The sequence below is a fragment of the Pseudoalteromonas sp. McH1-42 genome (assembly GCF_022347845.1).
Taxonomy (GTDB): domain Bacteria; phylum Pseudomonadota; class Gammaproteobacteria; order Enterobacterales; family Alteromonadaceae; genus Pseudoalteromonas; species Pseudoalteromonas rubra_D.
This window is the reverse complement of record NZ_JAKRFU010000001.1, coordinates 461,273-477,882: the sequence shown is the minus strand read 5'-3', so window position 1 is coordinate 477,882 and position 16,610 is coordinate 461,273. Positions and strand designations below refer to the sequence as shown.

Here is a 16,610-nt window from a genome sequence, read left to right as displayed (position 1 = left end):
TTCTATCAGTGTGCTGCTACACTGTTTGGCTAATATCTTTGCTATCCTCAACGTTTTTTTCTGCAGGCAGTGGGTGAGTTGAGGAGGCTGATAGTGGTTGGGTGTAAGTCTGTAATGCCTTCCAGACCATCTATAGAGCCAATATCATAAGTCGCGCAGCTGAGATTTTTGATGCGATTAATATCGCAGACCGTACCGCCGGGTGAATAGAGGTAAGTCAGTGAGATCCAAGTGTGTAAATTAGAATCGCTCTAGCTCGAGGCGTGTACATCTGGTGTAGCGTGAGCCGTGAAGTTAGCGCGAAAACCACTAATAGATCTGGTCGCATTTCTTAGCTGAGCCGTTTTCACCGCAGCCAACATCGACTATATCCAGGTCTGAAAACATAGCAACAGAGAGTGTTTCGTCGCGCCGACTCCAGTATCGCAAGTAGCTCCTTACCAAAATGGTACCGAATTCAACACTATCGAATACTTGGTCTTTTTCTGAGTCACCGACGGACGTCAGGGAGATTATCTCAATAAGTACTTACGGAGCACTTTTAACACCCAGTCCCGATGCTTGAGTACAAAGCGGTTTTTAGGTAACCAGCTGCTAGAATACAGAACCGTTTTGGCTTTTGAAAAGGTTAAAAAGCCTTCGTAACCATGGTAATGGCCCATACCCGAGTGGCCTATGCCACCAAAGGGGGCATCGTCGGCAACTACATGCATTGTGGTATCATTAATACTCACTCCGCCACTGTGGGTGTGGGTGATCAGGCGCTCAATCAGTGCTGAATTATTTGACATAATGTACAGTGCCAGCGGACGATGCCGTGCCGTGATGTAGGATATTACCTCATCCAATGTGTCATAGATCATAACAGGTAACAAGGAGCCGAAAATCTCTTCTTTTAAAACTGCCATGTCGTCAGAAAGGTTGGTCAGCAGATGAGGGTAAACGCGTTTGCCATCCCCCGGCTCGGGCTGTTTAACGGCGTGCACTACGGCCCCTTTGGCTTTAGCGTCATCCAGCAGTTGTAATAAGCGAGTATGTTGGCGCTGTGAAATGATATGACTTTGCTGATTCTTGTTAGCGCTTTGCAGGTGGTACTCGGTATAGCGGGCGATAAAAGTATCAATGAATGAATCGAGGCGTGAGGTGGGTACAAAAACGTAATCCGGGGCCACGCAGATCTGTCCGGAGTTTATTGACTTGCCCATAATCACCGCATCTACGGCGACTTTCATATCTATGTCCTGATCGATAATGGTTGGCGACTTTCCGCCAAGCTCGAGCGTGATCGGGGTCAGGTTGTCTGCGGCAGCTTTAGCGACCAACTTGCCCACCGAGGTTGAACCGGTAAAGATCAGGTGATCGAATGGCAGGGCGGTGAAAGCAGCGCCAATGTCTGCGTCGCCTTCCACCAGGTGAACGTGATCGCTAATGTCGTCCAGTACAGTGCGCAGCACCTGATTTGCAGCGGGCGTAAACTCACTCATTTTGATCATCACACGGTTCCCTGCGGCCAGAGCTTGAACTGTGGGGCCCAGCGCAAGGTAAAATGGGAAGTTCCAGGGGGTGACAACCCCCACCACGCCCAAAGGCTGATAATGCACTTTCACTTTGGAAGGAGCAAGCATGAGCCCGGCATGACGCTTTGCTGGTTGCATCCATTTTTTCAGATGTTTAATGGCATAATTAATGGTTGCTATGGTTGGCATTATGTCAGCAAAAAACGTATCGAACTCACTGCGATAGCCATAATCCTCGGATAAAGCCTGGTAAATCTGTTGTTCATGATTGACGAGTGCTCGTTTGAGCTTTTTGAGCACAGCAATGCGCTGCGCATAGTCGGGTGCCGGATCACGGCTGTAAGCCGACCGCATTGCCTGAAAATTCATCTCCAGTAATGTGTGCTCAGATACTGTGCTCATATTCGTCATGGTTGTAGGCCTTGTTTTGGCGATTTTTGCAAAGTGATTTACATGATAATAACGCTGATACGAAGATGTGGGAATAAAAGTGCTAAAATGGGCCAAAATAAATCATTCCGGTTTTTAGGGTAACTGTATTCCTAAAGAGACAAGCCAGCTCGCGCCTTGGTGGGTTTAATATAGCGCTCACGAATTGGTGCTAGTTTATGTGTGACAGGCACGTCTGCAAACCATGCACTGAGTGAGGGAAAATGATTATAAATCGACTATTTACTAACGTTTGTACAACCAACCTGACTGAATCCCGTGATTTTTACACGTCGTTGTTCGCGTTTGATATCAGGTATGATAGTGATTGGTTTATTCATCTGGTATCACAGGAATCGGGCCTTGAACTCGGGATCATTTTAAAGTCTCACCCCATCGTGCCGGAGCAAGCACAACAAAGCTCGTCTGGCATGTACCTGACTTTTGTCGTGGACAAGGTTAACTCCATCTATGATAGAGCAAAAGTGCTTGGTTATGAGGTAGTTCAGACTCCTGAGGCAACAGAGTATGGGCAAATGCGGTTGTTACTTTTAGCTCCTGAAGGAACGCTCTGTGATATCTCATCGCCAATTGAAGCGTACTAGGTATGTCAACAAATAGGCCGATTTTGTCTGCTACCCTGAACGAAATGGTTAAACAGTGCGTATTGTAGGGGTGAATACAAATACAGGAGTAGAGTGTTGAACAACAAATCGCGACGAGTTCCATCCAGTCGCCTGAGCAGGCTGGCACACTTTGGCGGGCTGGCAGGAAAAGTGGCATCCAATGTCATGATTGCCGGTGCCAAACAAGCCTTGAGTGGGCAAAAAACAAGCCGTTCGGAATTATTACTCCAGCCAGGCAACATACAGGCCGTTGCTGACAAATTGTCCCACTTGCGCGGTGCGGCAATGAAGCTGGGTCAACTGCTATCTATGGACGCTGGTGAATTGTTACCTGCCGAGTTATCTGCGTTACTTGAGCGACTGAGAGCGGATGCCGCGCCTATGCCCCATAAACAATTGGTTGCGACGTTTGAAAAAGAACTCGGCCCTGATTGGTTGGATAAATTCAGCCATGTAGACCTGAACAGTTTTGCCCGTGCGTCAATAGGGCAGGTACACAAGGCGACCTCTGAGCAGGGTCAGGCACTGGCCATCAAAGTGCAGTATCCAGGTGTTGCCGACAGCATTCACAGTGATGTAGATAATGTTGTGAGCCTGATTAAACTGTCTGGTTTGTTGCCAAAAACCCTAAACATAGCGCCTCTCGTTGAAGAAGCTAAAATACAACTACTGGCTGAGACTGACTATCTGCAAGAAGCCAAGTCACTCGCAGCGTTTGCAAAGGCGCTGGCACATAATCCACACTTTAAAGTACCAAACAACTATCCCGCCCTGAGTACTCAGCATTTACTGACCATGGAGTTTGTTGAGGGGCAACCTCTGGAAGACATGGCATCTTTGCCGCAGAAAAGCCGGGATGAACTGGCTTTTCGCTTAATTGAGTTGTTTTTCACTGAGATGTTTGAGCTGGGTATGATCCAGACTGATCCGAATCTGGCAAATTATCAATACAATCCAGGCACAGGGCAGATTATTCTGCTCGATTTCGGTGCAACCAGAGCTATTTCGCCGGCACTGAGTCAGGGTTATAAAGCATTGCTTTTGGCTGGTGCTGAAGGCGACTTCCAGGCCTTAAAAGAGGCGGCCTGTGATATCGGATATTTTTCTCAGGATATAGACCCGAATTATCAACAAGCGGTGTTGTCATTGTTTGATCTGGCAATTTCGCCGTTGCGCGCCGAAGCGCCGTTTGATTTTGCCGCCAGTGGGCTCGCAAAGCAGATCAGTGAACAGGGCAGACAATTGAGTATGCAGTCAAGACAGTGGCACACGCCACCGGTGGATGCCCTGTTTATCCATAGGAAATTGGCTGGATTGTATCTGATTGCTGCCAGGCTGAAGGCTCGGGTTGATCTTCGACCTTTGCTGAGCGAGTTGAACCGCTAACTCAGTTAGGCTTATTGTTTGCAGGTTGTTTTTAATAAAGAAACAATTGAGTCTGCTGTATGGATATTTTATAGTGCGCACTTTTACAATATAGAGAACTATTATGATCAAACGGATGATGGGAGCGACCCTGTTGGTGGCCTCTTTTGCTTCTTCGGCGATAACAGATATTGGGCTTGGCACGCTGAAAGGCGTTAAAGTATACGACTTTACCAGTAATAAAGAGATTCGATTGTATTTTGGCAATGATGTACAGTATGAGATGACGGGTTGTAACAAAACAGCAACCATAACGTATAGCAAACACAGCGCTGACAAAATAAACCACTTTTTGAGTATGGCATTAGCTGCGTATATGTCTGGTAAAAAAGTACGTCTGACATCTGCTTCAGATACCTGCGAAGTGAGCCTGATGTCACTTCAGGAAACGCGTTTCTAGTTTTTTGTTTAAAATGACAAGTGTGCAGTTTTTCGTAAATAGGAGTTTGACAGATGAGAATAATGAATATAGGCGCTGCGGTTGCAGGTATGCTGGCGTTTTTGTCTCTGGGGCTCAGGCTACAGTGACAAGTGGTGGCTATTATAAAATTGATAAGCTTTACACGTGGGCGGATTACACTGACAACGTTTTTTTAATCACACTAGAGTCGCAAAGTGCCTCTGCACAAGAGAATTGCCCGTTTGGGTACTGGCTGGACAAATCGTCCACGACCAATGGTAATATTTTCAGCGCTGCACTTTCGGCTTATCACGCAAATACAAAAGTACTTATTTATGCGGATGAAACCGCTGACTGGAGCGGATTGCGTTCTAAGGAGTGTAAAATAAAGTCCATTGTCAGCGAGTAGACGGGGTTCATAGCAGCATGGGTGCAAAACAAAGTGCTGTTACTATTTCACGTTCCTTTCACACCGATGAGTTCAAGCTGGATCCCATGTTAAATCATCAGGGATCCAGATATGGCTCTGTCACTCGAGGTTAGTGACCTTAATCACACTATAAATCTTCACAATGGCACATCGTTGGCATTATTAGATGGTCTGTCGTTGCGCATTGAAGCCGGTGAGCACATTGCAATTGTGGGGGCTTCAGGGTGTGGCAAGTCAACCTTGCTATCCTTATTAGCTGGCCTGACACCCGTTCAGTCCGGACAAGTATCTTACCACGCTAAAAATCAGGCGCTGAATACCACCGAAATACTCGCGCACAGCGGCTTTGTATTTCAACAGTTTCATCTATTACCAGAGCTCAATGCCCTTGAGAATGTGGCACTGCCTTTGCAGCTCAGAGGTCATCGTGATGCTGCTCAGCAAGCAACACACTGGCTGACGCAAATGGGGCTGGAGCAGCGGCTTACGCATAACGTGACTCAGTTAAGTGGCGGTGAGCAACAAAGAGTGGCCATTGCCCGTGCCTTGTGTGTCAGACCACAGGTGCTGTTTGCGGATGAACCCACCGGCAATCTGGATGAAACCACCGCAGAGCAAGTGATTGATTTGATGCTGAGCGGCGCCAGGCAAAGCGGCACCTCTTTGCTGCTGGTAACGCACGATATGGCTCTAGCAAAGCGGGTAGATAAGGCATTTCGCCTCAGTCACGGGAGGCTGGTGTTATGTCATTAGAGCGGGCAGCAGCAAGTTACTCAGCAGGTCAGCAAAAAGTCGCGCCCGGATATGCTGTGTTTACATTTGCCCTGGTGCTTTGGCGGCAGGTTATGCAAGGCAAATACTGGCTCACGTTAGGGGCCCTGAGTATTTTGTTTTTCTATTTGTTGCTCAGCAGTTTATTGGGTCAAGGGGTAGAGCGGTTTTTGGCTCACAATCTTCAGGCTACCTTAGGTGCTGATACACAAGTGACGGTACGACGAGCCTGGCAGGAGTCAGAGTTGGCCTGGGTGCGGGCTCATAGTGAAGCTTACAGTTTACAGTCTCAATACCGCGTTACTCTGAGTCATCAGTCGCATCATCAGCCTGTGCTCCTTAAAGCCGTTGATAGCCATTATCCGCCTCAGGGCGACATTCATATTAGTCTGAGCAAAGGGCTCAATGCACAGCGTGTTCAGCAGGGGCCATCACATGGAGAAATCTGGCTGGAACCCAGGCTGGCAGTGGCACTGGCGGTTGAATTGGGTGATACCATCATGCTGGGTGGCAGGCAATTACGTGTCTCTGCACTGTTGCAGCTTGAGCCAGACCGAATATTGGAAGGTTTTGGTAGCGATATGCGCGCCATGGTATCTGACGCCAGTTTACAGATTGAACAACTCACTCCATATTTAAGCAGAGCATTGATGTTGCACTCTCGCTTGCCTGAAGCGGAAATTGTCCGATTTCAATCAGGCTCTCCTACCGCGCAGATAATTAGCAAGTCTCTCAATAACTACCCACTCGCAAAGGTCTGGGAGCGGGTGCAGAATTTTCTCGGGCTACTGAGTTTGATCATCGTATTATTGAGTGTATTGATCCTGTGGTTGTGTAGCCAGGTACAAATTCAGCCACTTAAGAGAAGCGTATCTGTTTTACTGGCCTGCGGCATGTCACGGCGCATGTTACCAGTGCTGGCAGTTATGGCGGGCGCGATGATCTTAATGCTGAGTTTGTTACCAGCGCTCATCTTGTCGTTACTGGCAAGCTATGGGGTCAGCCATATCGCGCAGGCATATATTGACGGGTTTAGCCTGCAATGGCAGTGGCAAGATTTACTGGCTGCCTGCGCCTTGGCCACGGTTGTGTATGTTTTCATCGCGTTACCTGTGTGGCTGTCTTTGCTGCAGGGGGACATTCGTTTGCTTCTGGAGCAACGTACCGAGCCTAAGCGCTGGCGTTGGCTGGCCATGCTAAGTCCTGTGGGTCTGCTGGCGGCCCTGGTGGTTAATTATACCGACAACTGGTTGCTTAGTGGCATGTTGCTAAGTGGACTAGGAGTGTGTGTTTTGCTGGTGCTTTTCGTCACCTGGCTGGTGCTCAGGTTTGGTGGTTATTTGTTGCCAAATTCCTGGGTGTTGTCCAGGTTTAGTCTGTTGCTGTTACGCAAGCGCATGTCGGTTAAGCTAGTACAGATCACTGCACTGGGTCTGAGCGTCACCTTATTGCTGTTGTGCATCAACATGGGGAGAGATGTGACCAACATGCTGTCACAGTATCTCTATCAGAATCAGGGTAATGTGTTTGTCAGCCGCGCAAATGATGAGCAAAAAGCGGCGCTAGAATCTTTTGTAGGTCGTTATCAGGGCCACATTAAAGAGATGAAGCCCTTTCAGTTGGCGCAAGTAACGCATATCAACGGTATAGCAATATTAAATCGGGATGTTCAGCCTAGTGACACGCTGCGTCGTTTGGAGCAGCCTGTAAACCTACACTGGCAAGCGCAAACGCCCGACAATGTTCGGATCACACAGGGAGGATGGCCCGCTGTATCTGCCCAGACTGGCGTATCTGTCGACCAGGAGGTATTTGAAGATTTAGCGCTCTCAATGGGTGATACGGTTCAGCTCGTCGTTGGTAGTGAACCTGTTGAAGTCACTGTCGCTGCCGTTCATCGGCATAAACCAGGTAGCAGCTCAGTGACATTCTGGTTTGTGTTACAGCAAAGCAGCCCCCCCAGTTCCGCAGAGCCCGTTTATCATATGGGCAGTATTGAGCTGAATGCGCAGGGCGTAGCGGCAATCGGCGAGTTGTGGCGTGCACACCCTCAATTGCGCCTCGTCACTGTGGATGCGTTGTTAGAGAAAATCCGTGCACAGGTACAGGCATTAATCACACTGGTGATGAGTTACGCTGCTTTTATTGTGTTGCTCAGCAATTTGCTGATGGTAGCAGCTATCCAGACCCATATGAAAAAAGACCAGATCCGCAATGGACTGCTGCTGAGCTTTGGGTTGTCACCAATACAAGGTCTGAAGATCCTCTTGTTTGAGTGGCTAACGGTGACCTTGATCCCCGCTTTATGCGCCGTTGGTGCAATCTACAGCTTTATAGATGCATTTTATAAACAGAATTTGGCCATGTCTTACCAGGGCAGCCTGATACTAATGCTTGCCGAGGCGCTCGCTATTGCGCTGGTGGTCGCAATCAGTGGTATTTTACTCAGTCGTAAACAATTGCGCAGCAGCGCTATGAAACTGCTGAATGAAGGGGGCTAACCGCGGCTATGACAAAAAGGTGAACGAAGGGTGAAAAAGTGCAAGCAAACCAGGGGAAGCCCCACATTTAGGTACACATATTGACAGTTCGCTACAGGGTTAAACAACCTTGAATAAGCATTCTACAGAATCGACCAAGGCATTCATCTAGCCTTAAGTCTCCTCATAAGGACCAGCCCGGGTTGTCTGGGCTGGAAGACAATCAAATGGAAAAGGACGAAGGTATGCTTGACTTGATGGGTAAGAGAATGACGGGGTGGAAGCCTCTGAGCGTAGTGAGTGCAGCTTTACTCATGGCTGGTTGCGGTAATAGTAATGATGACCATGTGCTTGCTAAGCATCGGGGTGTGTGGGTGCAACAGGGCACGGGTAATCTGTGGCAGTTTGATACAGATAATTTACGGCGTTTTCAGTACAACAACCATGGATGTGTACTGATTGAGACGCACCCATACAAAGATCTGGATAACCTGGATGAATATCTTAAAAGCGACAAAAGTACCCTGACGCTGACCACGCATGCGACGAATGACTGGGTGTTCACAAAACAATCAGAAATGCGTGAGCAGTGCAAACCGAAGCAACGCCTCAGCGGTGACGACCCCATAACCAACTTTGAGTACTTCTGGCACACATTTAATGACTATTATGCGTTTTTTGAACTCAGGGAAATAGACTGGCAAGCGGCATATTCCGCATATCGGCCACATATAAATGCTGATACGACGCCAGAGCAACTTGCCAAGGTGTTTGAAGCTATGCTTGAAGACTTCGATGATACACATGTATCACTGACTGATGACAAGCGCTTTGAGATCTCAGGAGAAGGCGCGACAGAGTTGTATGAAGATTTAGCCTGGCTTATGCAGCAACGCCATGGAGACGACTGGGAGGCGCACATGGATCAGGCCTACAATAACCAATTAAGTACATTCGCTGAAATAACGAATTTGTATGTGTTGGATAAAAAACTAACCCGATATGAAAACAGCAATGCGCTAGGCTGGGGCAGGCTGGATGGTAATCTGGGCTATATTCGTATAGATCGTGAGGCCGCGATGCTGGCCAGTGAAGAAACTGAAGTAGACAATTTCTTTGACGTCATTCCACAGGCAAAGCAAGATATCGAAGACACCCAAACGTTAATGCGCGAAGTGATGAAAGACCTGGCTGACAGCGATGGCATCATCATTGACCTGCGGGTTAACGATGGCGGATTCGATGGTGTGTCATTAGAAATCGCACGGTTTTTTAATGATAAAGAGCGGACGGTGGCATACAAGCAAATCCTCAATGGCGATTATCAGCAGGAGAAGCAGACTTTAACGCTTAAAGCTGCGCCGGACCAGGCTTATACTAAACCCGTTTATGTGCTGACCGGTGAGTTGGCTTACAGCGCAGGCGAAGTATTAACTCAAACCCTCAAATCTTTAGAGCATGTAACGCTAGTCGGCGGGGCAACAAACGGCGCTGTATCTGATGCATTGGATTTTACACTGCCAAATGGATGGACCGGCTCGTTGAGCCACCAAACCTATTCCGATCTCAATAATCAGGTGCTTGAAGTCGCCGGAGTGGCGCCTGATCTCGCAGTACCCGTTTACACGACAAAAGAAGTTGAATGGTCGTCTGATAACGTGCTCGATTATGCCATTCAGGCATTGGGGGCAACGCCCAGCCGGGGTTTCGATTTAACCTCAGTTGACCAGGCGTTTACGCAGGAAATAGCGGACATGGACATTCCAGGGGTTGCTGTGGCGGTCATTAAAGATGGTCAGATCATTTTCGAAAAAGGCTACGGGATCGCAAATTTAGAGACCAATCAGCCTATGACAGTTCATGCGCCAATGAATGTAGGCTCAACCAGTAAAGCGGTGATGGGAACAGGTTTCATGCAGTTAATAGAGCAAGGTCTGCTTAGCTTGGATACGCCGCTGGCGCAAATGAACTTGCCGTTTGAGCTGACGCACCCGAATGCAGAACGTGATATCACTCTACGCCACTTAGTAACGCATACTTCAGGTATCAGTGATACACAGCTATACAATTGCAGCTACTACATCCACGGCACCAACCTGTCTTTGTATGCGCAGGGCGGACATGAGTTATGTGAAGAAACTACACTGACGGATGCTACTGAGTTCTATCAGGCATATTTACTGCCAGGTGGGGAGTACTTCACGGACGATGTCTATATTGGTGAAGGGAGTGTGCCTGCGGGCAGCATTCATAGTTACAGCAATGTCGGTGCTGGTCTGGCGGGGTATGCTGTCGAACATCTGCTCGATATCAGTCTGGTGGAGCAGATGAAGCAAAACTTATTTGCGCCTTTGGGGATGAGCAATACCCATTGGGATCACACTCAGTTGTCAGAAGACAACCCGAAAACGCCGCAATATACCATAGACAGTGAAGGGGTCGCACGATACGTGCCTGAGTTCAGCTATCCGACTTTCTTTGACGGAGATCTGAATTCGTCTGCTCATGACCTGGCTCGTTTGTTAATTGCTATCAGTCAGGGCGGTACACTGGATAATGTCAGGGTGTTGAGTGAGCAAAGTGTTGCAACTATGCTGTCTGTACAAACAGACGTACCAACCTACTGGATGGATACACAAGGGCTCTTTTGGTTTTGGCAAGGTCCATTTGTGGGCCATGACGGGGGAGATCCGGGCACCCATACTATCATGACCTACAACCCCTATACCAAAACGGGGATTGTGGCACTGTCGAATGCTGAAGACGGTCACTATGGAGATGGCTCAAACATGCTGCGTTTACAGACCCACCTGGCAGCGTTTTATCGTGCCGGTGTTGCACATGAGGAGTAGTAACCGTTTTACTTAATTAAGTAAATTGGTATAACGCACAATAGTGATACACGAATAAGGAGGGCCTATGCCTTCCTTATTGCTACAACAGGGTAAACCCTTGCGGTGCTTTTGGCGCTTCAAACTGATACAGGTTGACATAAATGATCACCGGTTTTTTCTGACCCGGATAACTGAGCTGATACTTATCCAACATACCACCGCCAAATGGCATAGACTGATCTTCAAACGGACAGCAGCTGCCAAGTCGTTTTACCTGCACAGGCTCACCATTGGGGCCAGTCAGGCTCTGAAAATACTCTATATGACTGCCTTCATACTTAGAACCACGTAAAAAGCCCCCAAGTTTGACAGGCTTATGGGTGGTATAGCCATATTCAGGATCGTTTGCAGTAAATGCAGCCTCTCCTTGAATACCGGGCTCGGGTGTGGTGCTCTGACAACCGCTTAACAGTGCGAAAAAGATAATGAGGAGTGTGTATTTCATAACAAGTTTCCTGTGGTGATTTTATAGACGTTGTTATTGATTGTATTGCCAAATGCTTCAAAACTGAGTGTACCAATTTGTTTTGCACCAAGCCGTCGGTAAAACTGGTTTGCTGCGTTTTCAGTCCAGGTGTAAAGCCACATAGGCGTGCCAAATTGCCTTGCTGTGTGCTGTAGCAAGGCACGTCCTACACCTGTGCCCTGACAAGACTTATGCACATAGAGCTTGTCGATTTCGTAGCCATTGTGTGGTGTCTGATAGCTGCTGGCCAGGTTAAGCAGGACAAAGCCTTGTAACAAACCGCCTTTTGTACCAATAAGTAGCCGGTGATCTGGCTGTCTGAGCAATGACTGAAAATAAGACACAGTGAAAGTGCTGTTCACGTATTCAAGGTACTCTGTTTGGAGCCCGTCCGTGGCGTAAGTGTCCAGCCAAACCTCAGCAGACAGCTGGGCCAAATTCTGACAGTCCTGTGCTGTTGCACTGCGGATAAGCAGGGGGAGTTCGTTATTTTTATTCATCAGCGCTTATCCCGCTTTAACTGATTGTTGGGTAATAACAACACGCTTAGCACAATCAGGGACAGGTTGGTGGTTACCGGGTTAAATGCTTCAAAAAGAATTACAGGTTGCAGAACAGCAACTGCCAGTAGTAAACCAATTAATGCGATTATATTCAGATAGATAATAGTAGGTATTTGATACCAGATAAAAAACACAAAGGCCCAGATTATTTCTCCGATGCCTGCAGAGTGTATCAGCAGGTGTGTTAAATCGCCTTCCAGGCCCAGACTGGAAGATATTTGCCACTCCAGTGGTGCAATGTGAAGTAATTTTGGAACTAAACCGTGATAAAACCAGGCGAAAGTGATTGCTAAACGCGCTAACTGAGTAATCGGCATTGGTAGTAACGTTATAAGATTCATATAGATATATTACCCAGTGTATGTATTTGTAACGAAATTTAAAGTAGTTTGTACCAACATTACTGCGCAGGAAGCGATTCAAGTGGATATTAAAAAGTTACAAATCGGCGTCTGGCTTGTCTTTTTTCTTCTGTTAGCCAGTGGTTGTAGCAGGGGTCAGCCGGCGGAGCCTGTCAAAGTAGAGGATACTGGCAGTGACTTACAGCAATACGTGGATCATTTGCTTGTGGGTTTAGTATCGGACTTTATTCCTGGCGTGAGCGTTTATGTTGAAACGCCGAATGGGGGGTATGCTGCCAGCGCAGGGTATGCAGATCTGGATACATTGAGTACGATGACGGGCGAGAGCCGGATCCCTAATGGGAGTGCAGGAAAAAAGCTGGTTGGTTTGCTGGCGGCCATACTGGACGATAAACAGTTACTTAGTCTCGATGAGCCCGTATTGCCCTGGGTACCCGAAGATATGGCAGGTCGCATTCAGCATCTTGAATTCATGACATTGCGTCAGCTGCTTAATCACAGCGCAGGGATAGTTGAATACAATGATGTGGGAGAGCTGGATTTTATTCGGGCGCAACTTGCAGACAAAGTGCATCGTAAAGGCAACCGGTTTGCACTGCAGTTTGTTCTGGATCAGTCACCTTATTTTGAACCGGGTGAGGGTTTTGCCTATTCAAATTCCGGCTATGTACTGGCAGGTATGGTGATCGAAAACAAGTTAAAACAGCCTCTTGGTCGGCTACTGCACGAGCATGTGCTTGAGCCGCTAGGTTTAACTGAAACCTTTGTTAAAGGGCATGACAGTGCGGCTGATGACGTTGCATCTGGCTATTTTTTCAATATGGATGAGCCTGATTTTGTGCTGCCATACCGGCAGCGATACAACACTAAACAGCTGATTGTGAATACGGCATTAGCAGATGCGCCGATTGCAGCAAGTGCAAGGGACATGGCCAAGCTACTTAAAGCCATCCTTGTTAAAACGCAGCCTGTTAATGAACGCATTTATCGTAATATGGTCGGCGAAGAGTCTCTGCATACGGCCCGTTGGTTGCCGAGCTTTATGGATGGGGCGTTGTATTATGGTTTAGGGGTGATGGTTGAAAAGCATAAAGACGGCGTTTTATATCATCATGGCGGCAATGAGTTTGGTTATATTACACAAAGTGTTTATCTGGCTGAGCAAGACGTGGCGATCGGGTTGATCGCCAATTGCGGTGCTCAGGATGAGTGTGATGAACCGGTTATTGCGCTGACTCAGGCACTGATCGCACGTTTTACCGCTAATAATAGCGACTAAGTGGATTCCCCTGGGTTTCCAGCAGGTGCGCTATGCGCTGCCGGGTTTCGTCACTTTTATTCTGGCTTAGCTTAAATGTGCCTGTGATTGACTCAATTTTAATTTTGAAAAAAAACAGCTGCGAAAATAATTTTGTGATTTGATTGTCACTAAGCACTGACATATCCCAGGGGTTAACGGGCGACTCAAATTGTTTTAGCTGCTGGTGCAATGCTGAGCGCTTCTCCTCTGGATTTGTGATTTGTGTGAGTTGTCCTCGAATATGCGCTGTGGCGTAATCCCAGGTTGGTAGCGGCAGGCCTTTTACCTCACTGGGAGATAAATATGCATCCGGCCCTCTGAACAACACCTGTAGATGGGCTTTATCCAGTTGCGTAAGCGGGTTCGCTGGATTTGCATGCCCTAACAAGTGGGTTTTTTCATGGTTCAAACTCAAAGACATGTGGACAAAAGGGGTGTCAGAGTTTGGGATAACCAAGGTTGCCAGAGGGTGTTCATCTATCAATTGCCAAAGACGTTCGGTATTTTGCTCTGAAAAGGCGTTGCGTGGATAACTCATAGCCAGCCCTCCAGTTTACTTTTTACGTCAGGCCACATGTCATCTGTGATCGCAAACTGGGCGGTGTTACGAAAGGCATCAGGTGCGACACGCTGATCTTTGAGTATTATTCCTTCAAACTGTGCACCCAGACGGGTAATCGCCGAGCGCGATGTCTGATTGTGTTCGTGCGTACGTAGTTGTACACGTACCAGACCCAGTGTTTCAAAAGCATGTTTTAGCAACAGATATTTTGCATGGGTATTAATGTGGCTACGTTGCCATTGCTCCCCAATAAAGGTATGGCCTATTTCAGCGCTAAGGTTAGCCTTGTGCAATCTGAATAAACGGGTACTGCCAGCCACCTCATTGCTGCGTGTGTCGATGATCACCAGCGGTAATTGAACATCGGGGTTAAACTGTGCGGTATGTTCAAACCAGTAAACGAGCTTTTCAGTTGATTGGCAGTAATTGTCCAGCACCCAGGTCCATAGTGCCTTTTGCTCTCCAAAGCGACGCAAATGTGGCAGATGTTCGCGAGAGAGTGGCTCTAGTCGTACTTTGTCTGATCCCAGCGTAATTTGATTCAACATAGGTCTTTACTCCAATAACAGTGTTCGAATTAGGATCAGCTTAGTGTTTTCTGGTAGGTTATAAACAACCAGAATGTTATTTTTGATTAGACCAGTGGCGTTACTTCGGAGCTGGTCGGGAGGGAAAACATGTTAACCGGCCACCCTTTGGATCAGGGTTCACCTAAACATATTCAGCTGGCGGAACAGATCTGTGTCGCAATTAAACAAGGACATTTACGACCAAACGATCCGCTGCCGTCAGCCAGAAAGCTTGCTGAGTTATATGGTATTAATCGTCATACTGTGATGACCGCATTGCAAAATCTGGTGGCTCAGGGCTGGCTGTGTTCAGAGCAAAGACGCGGATACAGGGTTAATCAGGCATTGCCGATTGAGTCCAGTCAACACACTATAAGGCCCAGTGCACCGGCCAGAGATATAAAAGCTGATTTTGCGTTATCCTTGTCTGAGGGGGAGCCCAGTGACAGAGAAAATACCCAGTATGAGTATAATTTTTCTGGCGGCCTGGCTGATCTTATGGAGTTCCCTTACGATGAGTTTCGTCGTAATTTGAGCCAGGCCTGTCGAGTAGTGAATGCCGCGCAATTACACTACGAACATTGTAGTGGTGAACCTGCTTTGAAGCTTCAGCTTCGGCATTACTTGCGTCGTGCTCGTGCTTTGGAGTGCGATGACCTACTGGTGTGCAATGGCTCTCAGGAGGCATTGTTTTTAATTGCCAAAGCCTTTATCAGAAGCAATGAGGGGGTGGCGGTGGAATCATTGGGTTACCCGCCAGCGCATCGGGCGTTTGAGGCATGCGGTGCGACACTGTATGGCATCGCTCAGGATAAAGAAGGGCTGAGTGTAGACAGCCTGCGTGCCTGCTTCGAACAGAATCGAATTAAGCTGCTGTACTTAACGCCATTGCACCAGTACCCAACCATGGTGACCTTATCCGTTGGACGTCGTATGGCGATATATCAGCTTTGCGCAGAATACGGTGTGTTTATTATTGAAGATGATTATGACCATGAATTTCATTATCGCTGTCCTCCTTTGCAGCCAATGGCTGCAAGTGATCCTCATGGGATTGTGATTTATGTCTCTACGTTTTCAAAAATCATGTTTGCCGGCGCCAGAATGGGCTACCTGGTTGCCAGAGAGGATGTACTGAATGAACTGATTACACTTAAGCAGCTGATGAATCACAAAAATGACATCCTATTACAATTGGCTTTAGCAAACTGGATGGCCACCGGCGAGTTTGAGCGTCATTTAAGGCGTATGACCAAGCGTTATCAGGCTCGATGTGATGCGTTGGCGTCTGAACTCAGACGCTATCAGCAGTCTGGGTATTCATTGACCTTTACCGTACCAGATGGAGGCATGGCATTTTGGGTCAATACGCACCAGGATGTATCTGGTTTGAGCGCCCGTGCTGCAGAGCTGGGGGTTTATGTTCAAACTGAAGCCGAATTCTGGCGATTTCCACAACAACATTACACTTATATTCGTCTTGGTTTTGCCGGGCAAAATGAAGAAAAAATGCGAGCAGGTCTGTTGCGCATCATCTCGTTACTTTGAATGCCGGATGATGTACGTTACATCGCTGGCATTTAGATTTCAGGTTCGGGTCACTGGCTGGGACGTTCGAGTATTCGTATTGTGACTAATATATTCATTCTAAACAGAGGTTTGAAGAAAAATAATTCCTGCAATCCTAAGCATTAGCACGTCTGCAATAGATGAGTAAAATTATAACCAAAGTGTAACTTTTTTGTTTTTATTGTGTCTTTTGTTTTTTCGAATGTTGACTTATGCGCGTTAAGGAGGCTAGCTTTATTAACGAATG

The 16,610-nt window shown here is 47.5% G+C and carries 14 protein-coding genes; 8 read left to right on the top strand and 6 right to left on the bottom strand.

The genetic code is table 11. The annotated features are described in order from the left end of the window. Positions 1-512: 512 nt before the first annotated feature. Positions 513-2,024 (bottom strand): coniferyl aldehyde dehydrogenase, encoded by a 1,512-nt coding sequence (locus tag MHN31_RS01765; RefSeq protein ID WP_275446707.1) that lies wholly within the window; start codon positions 2,022-2,024, stop codon positions 513-515. Positions 2,025-2,170: 146 nt separating this feature from the next. On the opposite strand from MHN31_RS01765, the gene MHN31_RS01760 reads away from it, so the two are divergent. From MHN31_RS01760 to MHN31_RS01735, 6 genes are all read left to right on the top strand, one after another. Beyond that, complete coding sequence (locus MHN31_RS01760) at positions 2,171-2,551, top strand: VOC family protein (protein ID WP_125557498.1); 381 nt, start codon at positions 2,171-2,173, stop codon at positions 2,549-2,551. Positions 2,552-2,737: 186 nt separating this feature from the next. Continuing rightward, positions 2,738-3,958 (top strand): AarF/ABC1/UbiB kinase family protein, encoded by a 1,221-nt coding sequence (locus MHN31_RS01755; RefSeq protein ID WP_239443339.1) that lies wholly within the window; start codon positions 2,738-2,740, stop codon positions 3,956-3,958. Between the two features lie 103 nt (positions 3,959-4,061). Beyond that, on the top strand, positions 4,062-4,397 hold the full coding sequence (locus tag MHN31_RS01750) for a hypothetical protein (protein WP_239443293.1): 336 nt from the start codon (positions 4,062-4,064) through the stop codon (positions 4,395-4,397). A gap of 520 nt (positions 4,398-4,917) precedes the next feature. Further along, positions 4,918-5,580 carry an ABC transporter ATP-binding protein gene (locus tag MHN31_RS01745; RefSeq protein ID WP_239443292.1) on the top strand — a complete coding sequence of 221 codons (663 nt, stop codon included), beginning with the start codon at positions 4,918-4,920 and terminating at the stop codon, positions 5,578-5,580. Next, complete coding sequence (locus MHN31_RS01740) at positions 5,571-8,099, top strand: FtsX-like permease family protein (protein WP_239443291.1); 2,529 nt, start codon at positions 5,571-5,573, stop codon at positions 8,097-8,099. Before MHN31_RS01745 ends, MHN31_RS01740 begins: the two co-directional genes overlap by 10 nt. Positions 8,100-8,323: 224 nt before the next feature. Beyond that, a complete protein-coding gene (locus MHN31_RS01735) occupies positions 8,324-10,930 on the top strand; it encodes a serine hydrolase (RefSeq protein WP_239443290.1) in 2,607 nt (868 codons plus the stop codon). 82 nt (positions 10,931-11,012) lie between these two features. Here MHN31_RS01735 and MHN31_RS01730 read toward each other — a convergent pair whose 3' ends face one another. The 3 genes from MHN31_RS01730 to MHN31_RS01720 are packed head-to-tail and all read right to left on the bottom strand — an operon-like array spanning position 11,013 to position 12,342. Then, on the bottom strand, positions 11,013-11,417 hold the full coding sequence (locus MHN31_RS01730; RefSeq protein WP_125557486.1) for a hypothetical protein: 405 nt from the start codon (positions 11,415-11,417) through the stop codon (positions 11,013-11,015). After that, complete coding sequence (locus MHN31_RS01725) at positions 11,414-11,938, bottom strand: GNAT family N-acetyltransferase (protein WP_239443289.1); 525 nt, start codon at positions 11,936-11,938, stop codon at positions 11,414-11,416. The genes MHN31_RS01730 and MHN31_RS01725 overlap by 4 nt, the downstream gene beginning before the upstream one ends. After that, entirely contained in the window at positions 11,938-12,342 is a 405-nt protein-coding gene (locus MHN31_RS01720) for a DoxX-like family protein (RefSeq protein ID WP_239443288.1), read from the bottom strand. Before MHN31_RS01720 ends, MHN31_RS01725 begins: the two co-directional genes overlap by 1 nt. Before the next feature lie 82 nt (positions 12,343-12,424). Between MHN31_RS01720 and MHN31_RS01715 the strand changes: the two genes are divergently transcribed. Continuing rightward, positions 12,425-13,642, top strand: a complete 1,218-nt coding sequence (locus MHN31_RS01715) for a serine hydrolase domain-containing protein (RefSeq protein WP_239443287.1) — start codon at positions 12,425-12,427, stop codon at positions 13,640-13,642. Here the strand turns inward: MHN31_RS01715 and MHN31_RS01710 are convergent. Next, positions 13,626-14,201, bottom strand: a complete 576-nt coding sequence (locus MHN31_RS01710; RefSeq protein WP_125557479.1) for an FMN-binding negative transcriptional regulator — start codon at positions 14,199-14,201, stop codon at positions 13,626-13,628. The two genes, MHN31_RS01715 and MHN31_RS01710, sit on opposite strands and share 17 nt — an antisense overlap. Next, entirely contained in the window at positions 14,198-14,773 is a 576-nt protein-coding gene (locus MHN31_RS01705) for a GNAT family protein (RefSeq protein WP_194868582.1), read from the bottom strand. The genes MHN31_RS01710 and MHN31_RS01705 overlap by 4 nt, the downstream gene beginning before the upstream one ends. Positions 14,774-14,902: 129 nt before the next feature. Between MHN31_RS01705 and MHN31_RS01700 the strand changes: the two genes are divergently transcribed. Further along, positions 14,903-16,342, top strand: coding sequence for a PLP-dependent aminotransferase family protein (locus tag MHN31_RS01700; protein WP_239443286.1), 1,440 nt, complete (start codon positions 14,903-14,905; stop codon positions 16,340-16,342). Positions 16,343-16,610: the final 268 nt, after the last annotated feature.

Excerpts from the sequence above, each read along its gene's own strand:
- MHN31_RS01760 (WP_125557498.1), top strand. The coding sequence starts at position 2,171 with ATGATTATAAATCGACTATTTACTAACGTTTGTACAACCAACCTGACT.
- MHN31_RS01755 (WP_239443339.1), top strand. The coding sequence starts at position 2,738 with ATGATTGCCGGTGCCAAACAAGCCTTGAGTGGGCAAAAAACAAGCCGT.
- MHN31_RS01750 (WP_239443293.1), top strand. The coding sequence starts at position 4,062 with ATGATCAAACGGATGATGGGAGCGACCCTGTTGGTGGCCTCTTTTGCT.
- MHN31_RS01745 (WP_239443292.1), top strand. The coding sequence starts at position 4,918 with ATGGCTCTGTCACTCGAGGTTAGTGACCTTAATCACACTATAAATCTT.
- MHN31_RS01740 (WP_239443291.1), top strand. The coding sequence starts at position 5,571 with ATGTCATTAGAGCGGGCAGCAGCAAGTTACTCAGCAGGTCAGCAAAAA.
- MHN31_RS01735 (WP_239443290.1), top strand. The coding sequence starts at position 8,324 with ATGCTTGACTTGATGGGTAAGAGAATGACGGGGTGGAAGCCTCTGAGC.
- MHN31_RS01730 (WP_125557486.1), bottom strand. The coding sequence starts at position 11,417 with ATGAAATACACACTCCTCATTATCTTTTTCGCACTGTTAAGCGGTTGT.
- MHN31_RS01725 (WP_239443289.1), bottom strand. The coding sequence starts at position 11,938 with ATGAATAAAAATAACGAACTCCCCCTGCTTATCCGCAGTGCAACAGCA.
- MHN31_RS01720 (WP_239443288.1), bottom strand. The coding sequence starts at position 12,342 with ATGAATCTTATAACGTTACTACCAATGCCGATTACTCAGTTAGCGCGT.
- MHN31_RS01710 (WP_125557479.1), bottom strand. The coding sequence starts at position 14,201 with ATGAGTTATCCACGCAACGCCTTTTCAGAGCAAAATACCGAACGTCTT.
- MHN31_RS01705 (WP_194868582.1), bottom strand. The coding sequence starts at position 14,773 with ATGTTGAATCAAATTACGCTGGGATCAGACAAAGTACGACTAGAGCCA.
- MHN31_RS01700 (WP_239443286.1), top strand. The coding sequence starts at position 14,903 with ATGTTAACCGGCCACCCTTTGGATCAGGGTTCACCTAAACATATTCAG.